Annotated in this window: 5 protein-coding genes and 1 pseudogene; 4 read left to right on the forward strand and 2 right to left on the reverse strand. The window is 66.4% G+C overall.

Features of this window, described 5'->3' with window-relative positions:
- Positions 1 to 357: 357 nt before the first annotated feature.
- Both HCC78_RS30665 and HCC78_RS30670 read right to left on the reverse strand, forming a co-directional pair.
- On the reverse strand, positions 358 to 2,952 hold the full coding sequence (locus HCC78_RS30665; protein WP_172332539.1) for an ATP-binding protein: 2,595 nt from the start codon (positions 2,950 to 2,952) through the stop codon (positions 358 to 360).
- Positions 2,953 to 2,992: 40 nt separating this feature from the next.
- Positions 2,993 to 3,526, reverse strand: a complete 534-nt coding sequence (locus tag HCC78_RS30670; protein ID WP_253949450.1) for a molybdopterin-dependent oxidoreductase — start codon at positions 3,524 to 3,526, stop codon at positions 2,993 to 2,995.
- A gap of 453 nt (positions 3,527 to 3,979) precedes the next feature.
- Between HCC78_RS30670 and HCC78_RS30675 the strand changes: the two genes are divergently transcribed.
- From HCC78_RS30675 to HCC78_RS30690, 4 genes and pseudogenes are all read left to right on the forward strand, one after another.
- Entirely contained in the window at positions 3,980 to 4,594 is a 615-nt protein-coding gene (locus HCC78_RS30675; RefSeq protein WP_172332540.1) for a response regulator transcription factor, read from the forward strand.
- A 402-nt stretch (positions 4,595 to 4,996) separates the two neighbouring features.
- Positions 4,997 to 7,405, forward strand: a complete 2,409-nt coding sequence (locus HCC78_RS30680; RefSeq protein ID WP_172332541.1) for a calcium-binding protein — start codon at positions 4,997 to 4,999, stop codon at positions 7,403 to 7,405.
- A gap of 217 nt (positions 7,406 to 7,622) precedes the next feature.
- Positions 7,623 to 8,024 (forward strand): annotated as a pseudogene (locus tag HCC78_RS30685) (transposase); the annotation flags it as partial.
- Between the two features lie 94 nt (positions 8,025 to 8,118).
- Positions 8,119 to 8,481 (forward strand): transposase, encoded by a 363-nt coding sequence (locus HCC78_RS30690; RefSeq protein WP_172332542.1) that lies wholly within the window; start codon positions 8,119 to 8,121, stop codon positions 8,479 to 8,481.
- The last annotated feature ends 240 nt before the right edge of the window (positions 8,482 to 8,721 follow it).

Raw genomic sequence — 8,721 nt, forward strand, 5'->3', positions numbered from 1 at the left:
GGCAAGCTGCCCCGACACGGCTGCGCCACCTGGAAGCTGCGCCGCGCCGGGCCAGCTCGAGACACGAAAACCGGGGGCCCTTTCAGAGCCGATTGACACCGCACCGGCCATCGACGAGCCCTGGCCATGCAGCACCCGGACTTGCCGAAGCTTGGTAGCGATGTCTTCCGCTTTCCGGACATTCCGCAGTCCTCCTGTCCACCGAAATCCTGCCGGACTTCGCGCATTGTGGGTGGACCACTTCAGAGGCGCGGGCTCAACGGCCGATTGCGGTCGATCTCGCCAGCACCGTTCAAGGATTTCAGGGCCCGATAGCCAGGCGTCGATCAGGGCCGGGTCCGAAACGAATGCCGTAGCTCATTCCGGCGGCCGCCGGTCAGAGCCTCCGGTTGCCAGGATGTCCTCCCGTGCTTGCACGCTCCAGTCTCCCAGCTGCGCGCTGCTGTCTTCCCAGAGGCGCCGGAGCGCATCCAGCTGCCCGGGGGGAACGTCACGGCCCGTTTTCGCGGCGGTCTCGATCTCGCCAAGCGCGTTTCGGAGGGAATCCAGACCGAAAACCGCGCAGATCCCGGAAATGCGGTGGGCCGTGGCCGCCAGGTCCTGCGGGCTCAGCCCACCGCCGGCGATCCGCGCGACCGTTGTTGCGGCTTCCTCGGCGAAGCGCGCCATCAGCGATGCGAAGCCCTCGGGCTGCAGGGTCTTTTCCAGCGCATCCAGCCGGGTCCGGTCGACAAGGGCCGCCTCGGGAGCTTCCGCGGAAGGGGAGGATGGAGCCCTGCGAGCCGCGAGGCCGGAGAGCGTTTCGAGGAGCACGTTGCGCTCGATCGGCTTGCTGATGCAGGCATCCATTCCCGCGTCGTGGAAGCGCGCGACCTCTTCGGGCAGGGCGTGGGCAGTCACGGCGATGATCGGCACTTGGGCCGAGGCGCCGCCCGAACGGATGGTCCGCGTCGCCTCCGGGCCGTCCATCTCCGGCATCGAGATATCCATCAGGATTGCATCGAAACGGTGCCCGGCCGCAAGCTCCACGCCGATCTTGCCGTTGACTGCCTCGGTCACCCGGTGGCCGTCTGTTTCAAGCATCGTGCGCGCGACGAAGCGGTTGATCTCGTTGTCCTCGACCAGGAGCAGGTCCAGCGGCTCGCGGACGGCAGGGCGCGCGGGCCTGCCGGGCCCGGCGGCCTCCTCCGCGTTGCCGAGATGTTCGGCGGGGAGGCGCAGCCAGAACAGGCTGCCTTCGCCCGGCTCGCTTTCCACTCCGATCCGTCCGCCCAGCAGGCGCGCCATCCGGCGCGCGATCCCGAGGCCGAGCCCGGTCCCCCCGGCTTCGCGGGAATAGGAGGAGTCGAGCGTTTCGAAGTCCTCGAAAATGCGTTCCAGATGCTCCTCGGCGATGCCGATGCCGGTGTCGATGACACGGAACTCAAGCTCCTGGCCGCCCGTGCCGGTGCGCTCGATCTCCAGCTCGACGCTGCCGCCATGGGTGAACTTGATCGCATTGCCCATGAGGTTGAGCAGGATCTGCCGCAGCCTCTGCGGATCTCCGAGGACACGGCCCGCGGGTGGACCGGCCCAGCTCCAGGACAGGCTGTTGCCGTTGGCGGCAGCCAGCGGCGCGGCCGTCTCGATCACCCCGTCGGCAAGCTGCGCGACGCTGAAAGGGCGTTTCTCCGAGCGCATCTTGCCCGCCTCGAGCTTGGAGAGGTCGAGCACGTCGTTCACCAGCCCCAGCAGGATCTGCCCGGACGCCTCCATCCGATCGAGAAGTTCCGTTTGCCGGTCGTCAAGGCTGTGGTCGCGCAGGAGCTGCATCGTCCCGAGGAGCCCATTGAGCGGCGTGCGCATCTCGTGGCTCATGACCGCCAAGAACTCACCTTTCGCCCGTTCGCCGTCAAGGGCCCGGTCGCGGGCCTGGGTCAGGTCCGCTTCGGCAGCCTTGCGTCTGGAGATGTCGCGGATGATGGACACGAAGATGTGGCCGTCGTCGCGATCTGCGCGGCTTATCGAGAATTCCGCCGGGAAGATCCTGCCCGAGCGGTGCCTCGCGGCAAGCTCGACGGTGCGTCGTTCCGTCAGGGGCTGGCGCTTTCCGACGGCAAAGGGAAGCCGTTCGGCGGGGATCTCCCCGGAGGTCTCCGGCGGAAGCAGTTCCGCCCCGGGCTGTCCCAGGGCTTCCGCGCGGGCGTGGCCGAAGATGCGCTCGGCCGCGGGGTTGAACTCGCGGATGATGCCGCCGGCGTCCGTCACGACGATGGCATCGAGCGAAGCCGAAACGATGCCGCGCAGGCGCGCGGCGGCTTCGACTGCGTCCCGGCTGCGCTGCGCGGCGGTGCGGGCAAGCGACAGAAGCACGCCGGCGAGCAGGACGAGACCGCAAAGCAGGACGCCGAGCACGGCGGTCATGACGACCAGCGCCCGGATCAGCTCGTGCCGGCTGCTGTCCGACCGCTCGGCGAAGATCGACAGGCCGGTCAGGCCGATGGCGCGGATGTCCTGTTCCAGTCCTGCGGCCTGTGCAGCCAGGCGGGGAAGCGCAGAGCGCAGCGCCTCATCGGAACCGTCGAGAAATGGAGCGGAACTGTCGAGATATGCACGCAAATTTCCGAGTGCGGCCGACATGCCGGCGTCGGAGCGAAGGGCGTCGAAGGCCTGGCTGGACTCCAGCGTCGAGACGCGGCTGTAGAAGATGTCGAACCGGCGGCGCAGTTCTGCCAAATCTTGGCCGCCGGCCGCCCCGCGCTCCAGCGCCCGCGCCATTTTCAGGTATTCGACTTCCGCCTGGGACAGGGTCCATTGCAGGTTGTCGGAACTGGCTGTCTCCAGCTCGTGGATCTGGCGCAGCACCAGCCAGCCCAGTCCTGCGACGAGACCGACGCAGACGGCCAGCGCCAGCGCGGTGACAGTGGTCCAGAACCGCGAGCGCATCGCCTGCCTTGTGATTGTTTCAGGCAAGTATTCCCCGCGAGTCTCTGAAGGCGCCTGCGCGGGCACCCTATTCGGTGACCGTGATTCTGGCGAGTTGCCATATGCTGCGCGCATAGATCACCTCGCTCTGATAGGCGGAATTCCGGTCATAGGGATAGACCACCCAGAGCGGACCCTTCTCGCGGACCGGCATGGTTTCGCCGTTCCTCAGATAGGCGACGATCGGACCGTCCTCGACCCAGTCTTCGCGGGGGATCTCGGCGGAATAGTCGTTGAGTGCAGTCGCCCGCAGGGCGCTCCCGGTCGCGCCGACCGCCTTCATCAGAGTGACAAGAGGGACGCCGGTAAAGACCTGCACGCCTTCGGTCCATGTGGTCGAGGTTTCGAAGGTTACGGCGGGCAGTGCCTCCAGCATGGCCAAATCGAGAACCACGCGGCCGCCTTCATTTGCTTCCTCGATGGCACCGTCTATGACGAGGATCGGATCTATGACGAGGATCGGATCGCCCTTCGGGGCGGACATTTCCTGCGCCAGGGCTGCGCCCGACATCAGGACGGCTGCGAGGCAAGCGGCGGGCAAGGCCGCAATCCGGTTGGTCATCCTGCATTCCCTTCGTGATCCGAGAAATGGTACCCGGCTTTCTCCCGGAACGCAGTGTCGAATTCGTCGAAGAACGTAGTCCGAAAGGATAGCGCGGCGCGGGTTTGCGGAACTTCCCGTGCCGACGGAAAGGCGGCTTCCGGACCAGGCAAGAGTAGAACCGCACAGGATGGCCCGCTGCATCCCGGCCGCCGCCGCAGCATTCGCCGATCCCTTTCCGAAGCCGCCTGCTGCATGCTCCGCGGCACGGTCGTCCAGGCGGCGGGAATCCGCCGCCCTTCCGGATGGCGGGACCGTATTTTTCCTGCATGCGGTCCGAACTTGGCACGGAAGGCAGGGGAATTGCAGAGACCGCTTGAGCAGGACCTGAAATTAGCTATTCTCAGGAAGACGTTAGTTTAGTAACCAGACCGGGCATTGTTTCCCGTTTGGGCATGGAGCTTGGGCCATCCCATGCGAATCCTGATCGCGGACGACCATGATCTGCTGAGAGATACGCTCAGCCTCTTCCTGCGGCAGGAAAGTGACTTGGAGCCCGTCACAGCCCGCGATTTCCGCGAGGCGCTGGAACTCGTTCTGGCCGGGCCGCCCTTCGATTTGGTGATCCTCGACTACACGATGCCGGGAATGGACGGGCTGAAGGGTCTTGCCAGAATGCTCGATGCGGCTGGCGAGGGGCGCGTCGCGATCATTTCGGGGACGGCAAGCCGCGTGACTGCCGAAGAAGCGCTGGCGCAGGGGGCTGCGGGCTTCCTGCCCAAGACGCTGTCCGCGAAATCGCTGGTGAACGCGATCCGCTTCATGTCGATGGGGGAGCAATATCTCCCGCTCGAGTTCCTGCGCGGCCCCGACTCGGCGGCCGACCACCCGTTGGCGGGAAAGTTGTCGAGCCGCGAGCTCGAGATGCTGGAGGGGCTGAGCCAAGGCAAGTCGAACAAGGAGATCGCCCGCGACCTCGAACTGCGCGAACCGACGGTCAAGCTGCACATGAAGACGCTCTTCCGCAAGATCGGAGCGTCCAACCGTACCCAGGCGGCGCTGGTCGCGAAACAGGAAGGCCTTTTCTGACGCGGAAGAAGGCCGGGCGCCATTCCGGCGAGCTGCCCTGGCGGAATGGCACGCGATCCTGACGGCACCAGTCCGAAATGATCCGGACCGCCCTGGCATCTTGCATGCCGCACGGTCCCTCCTATGCCGCCGCGCAGGCCTGCTTCGGTCTCCGACGGCCCGGCCAGCATGTCCGGCGCTCCGGAGGAAGGCCGCTCCCGCAGTCAGGGCAGCGCTGCCGTCCTCCGTGTCCCTAGCCATTCGGATGGGACCTATCCGTTTGGGACCCGCAGCTATACCCCGACGAGATCGCATTTTGCGCCGCAATGAACGATTGGGACACCAGCAAACAAACTGTTCCGTACCGTGACCCGTCCCGCCTGCCACAGAACAGGCGAGCTCAGTAATTGGAAGAAATAACAAATGCCTGCGACCATTTCCTCCTCCGAATTCATCGGCACCGCCCTTGACGACCTGATCGCGGACGGCTTCGTTTCCCCCTTCGGCACGGTTCTCGACGGCTCTTCCGAGCATGCGGACAAGGTCAACGGCCTGCAGGGCAGCGACACCATTTCCACGGGCGCAGGCAATGACCTCGCAGCAGGCGACATGGTCGGCTCGGAGTGGTCATATGACGGCGAGAAATGGGTCTACACGCCGGTCGTCGGCGCAACCGCGAAATACGGCGCGGAATGGGACTTCGATGACGTCATCGTCACCGGCGCAGGCAACGATGTGCTGCTGGGCAACGGGGGCAATGACAGCCTGTCCGCGGGTTCCGGCAACGACATCATCAACGCGGGAACCGGCAACGACCTCGCTTTCGGCGGCGAGGGCAACGACACGGTCAACCTCGATGACGGCGACGACTACGCCGTCGGCGGCCTCGGCGCGGATATCGTGAACGGCGGCGGAGGCAACGACGTGATCTTCGGCGACACGGCCGGCGAGAACCTGCTCTCCGGCTCGGGTGCGTCCGCGCTCGGCTTCGCCGGGCTGGCAGGCGCCGGCGCATGGTCCCTGACAGCCGCGGACGGCTTCCAAACCGTCTCGCAGAGTGCGGAAACGGTCTCCGGCGCACTCTACGCCATCTCCTTCGAGCTTGCCGCCAACCCTGCAGGCAGCGCGTCTTCCGCGACGGTCGAAGTGCTCTGGAACGGCGCCGTCATCGGCACCGTGGAGGCAACCGCCGAAACCCGGAGCTTCACCTTCGAAACCGCTGCAACCGGCACAGTAGGCACGCTGGGCTTCCGCACCCCGGAAACCGGTTCCGAGGCAACCGCAGCGGTGGAGATGGCAATCGGCGGCACCACCGTGACCGTCACCACCTTCGCTTCGGCCGAAAAGCAGTTCTTCCAGGTGATCGAAGACCAGCTCTATGTCTGCGACCTCGAAACCGGAAGCTACGCGAAGCTCGGCCAGGAAGCGGATTTCAAACTGAACGCGATCGGCTTCAATTCAGAGGATGGACTGATCTACGGCGTTGCCAAGACCGGCGGCCATGACTCGCTGGGCAACAAGGTGAAGTCCGATGACATCGTGATGATCGATGCCACCGGCGCCATCTATCGCATCGGCGAAGGATACCGCGACGATCCGGTCGGCGATTTCGACGGAGCGGGCAATCTCTGGACCTTCGACGAATCGCTGAACGCGATCACGAAGTTCGACGTGGACAGCTTCGACGGCAACGGCAATCCGATCTACGAGACGTTCTCGTTCAAGGGCTCCGACTACAAGGGCAAGATCGAGGACGTCGCCTACGATGCTGCATCGGGGGTTTTCTGCGGCGTCGAGGCGCCGAACAAGGACGGCCGCGACGGCGTTCTCGTGCTGATCGACGTGAGAAACGTCGAGGCAGGGGGCAGCCCGGACATCGCCGAAATCGCGATCACCGGCACCCTGATCGGCGGCAAGATGCTGTCCGGCATGCCCGAAGGCGAATACGGATCGGTCTTCATCGGCACGGACGGCGCGCTCTATGCAGCGCTCGACGACGGCAACCACGACATGTCCAAATCCACCGATGACACCGGTGCGCTCTACCGGATCTGCATCGACGCGGAGTCCGGCGAAGCCTATCTGGAATTCGTTTCGCTTGCTCCCGAAGGCAAGTATTCCGACGGTGCGTCCGGATCGGCCGTCACGGGCGGCAGCATCGCAGTTTCCGACTCTGCCGTCCTGCTGGGCGCGGCATCCCTGACGCTCGTGTCCGGCGATGACGACACGCTGCGCGGCGGCGAAGGCGACGACGCGATCCACGGGAATGCCGGCGACGACGACGTCAACGGCGGCGAGGGCAGCGACAGCCTCTGGGGCGATGCAGGCGACGACAGGATCTCGGCGGCTTCCGGCGACGACCTCGTGTTCGGCGGGACCGGCAATGACAGCCTGCGCGGCGAGGCAGGCGACGACACGATGTCCGGCGGCGATGGCGCGGACTATATGGACGGCGGTGCCGGCAACGACGTGCTGGCGGGCAATGACGGCATCGACAAGATCGTCGGCGGCACGGGATCGGACGTGGTCGAAGGCGGCGCGGGCAACGACCAGCTCTGGGGCGGCAACTGGGCGGCCGACGGGACGGCGGACACCTTCGTCTTCTCTTCCGGCGACGGCAAGGACTTCGTCCATGACTTCGAGGTTGGCCTCGACGTGATCGACCTGACCGCCTATCTGACCGATCTGGAGAGTGTCTTGGCGGTCTGTTCCGATCTGGGCTGGGCGACGGCAATCGACACGGCGGCGCTGGACGGCGGCGTTTCCGGCGACCGGATCATTCTCAAATCTGTGGCCCTCGCCGATCTCGGGCAGGACAGTTTCATCTTCTGACGAAGCCGGAGCCAGCTGATCCGGACGGCGAGTCCCATGCTGGCCTGCTGCCGGTTCCGTGGACACCGGGTCGGGATTGCATGGCTTGGGCTTGCGCAGCGCGCCCCTGAACAAGTCGCATTGCATTGATATCCTGCGGGTTCCGATCGGCTTCCGTTGCCATGTTCTGCAAGGATCGGCCTGATCCAGGGTGGAACCCTGCAGGTTCGGGCCGCCGATGAAACACTGCTCCCGCCCGGCCGAACAATTCGAGGGCCCGTCGTGCCAGTGGCACGGCGAAAGCCCGCAGAATGACCTGCTGCGGCCGCGCCTGGTCGAGGTGATCGATCTGCGCCGCGAACTGGCGAAGCTCGCCGGGCTGATCGGCTGGGAGGTGTTCGAGCGCGAGTGGTCCGGCTTCTTCCCGTCGAGGACCGGCCGCCCGGCAGCGCCGCAGCGCCTGGTGGCGGGCCTGCCTTGCCTGAAGGATGCCCCTCGGCTCTCCGATGATGCCGTGGTCTCACGCTGGGTCGAGAACCCGTACTGCCAGCACTTCACCGGCGAGGTGGTCTGCCAGCATCGCCGCCCGATCGATCCCTCGTCGCAGACGCGGTGGCGGAAACGCATCGGCGGGCGAGGCGGCTTGCGCCATTGACGGTGTGGATGGCCCCTGCAGCGGCATCGCAATGTGCCAAGGCGGGAGCGGCGGAGCTTTCCGCCGAGAGGAGCCATCCATGGAGCAGCCTGTCGCCATCGGCCTCGATCCGGCCGAGGGCGCGTTCCAGGTTCGCGGCGCCGCTGCGGACCGGCGTGACGCCCTCCGCCGCCGGTTGCGCCGGTCGCAGGTGCCCGGGTTCTCCGGGCGGCCCGAGCCGTGCATGGCCGGAATGGAGGCCCGTCCGGGCGCACACTGCCGGGCGCGGGACCCGGCCGGGCGCGGCCGCGAGGTGCGGCTGATGCCGCCGGCCCATGTGCAGCCGCATGCAAGGCGGGGGAAGACGGACGCGGCCGGCGCGGAAGCGGTCCGCGGGGCCGCTGCCCGGCCCGCCATGCGCTTCGTGCCGGCGAAGCCGGCAGGCGGCGCTCCCGGATCATGAGCCGCGGGATGTCCCGGTTCGCCAGAGGACACGGACGGCGAACGCGATCCGCGCGCATCTGCCGGAGTTCGGGATCGCGGCCGCGGAGGGCATTCGCGGCTTGGACCGGCTGCTCGGAGCCGCGCGCGGCGGGCCTGGCACGCGGCTTGACCTTGCCCCCGGATCCCGGACTGGGGCGATATTCACTATGCTTCCATCGCGGCGGCCATGTCGATCCGTGTCTGCTCGGGCGTGCGGTAA

Origin of the sequence: Mangrovicoccus sp. HB161399 (assembly GCF_013184745.1) — a bacterium.
Classification (GTDB): Bacteria; Pseudomonadota; Alphaproteobacteria; order Rhodobacterales; family Rhodobacteraceae; genus Mangrovicoccus.

Bases quoted from the DNA above. Each gene is read 5' to 3' on its own strand.
- HCC78_RS30680 (WP_172332541.1), top strand. From the start codon at position 4,997: ATGCCTGCGACCATTTCCTCCTCCGAATTCATCGGCACCGCCCTTGAC.
- HCC78_RS30690 (WP_172332542.1), top strand. From the start codon at position 8,119: ATGGAGCAGCCTGTCGCCATCGGCCTCGATCCGGCCGAGGGCGCGTTC.
- HCC78_RS30675 (WP_172332540.1), top strand. From the start codon at position 3,980: ATGCGAATCCTGATCGCGGACGACCATGATCTGCTGAGAGATACGCTC.
- HCC78_RS30670 (WP_253949450.1), bottom strand. From the start codon at position 3,526: ATGACCAACCGGATTGCGGCCTTGCCCGCCGCTTGCCTCGCAGCCGTC.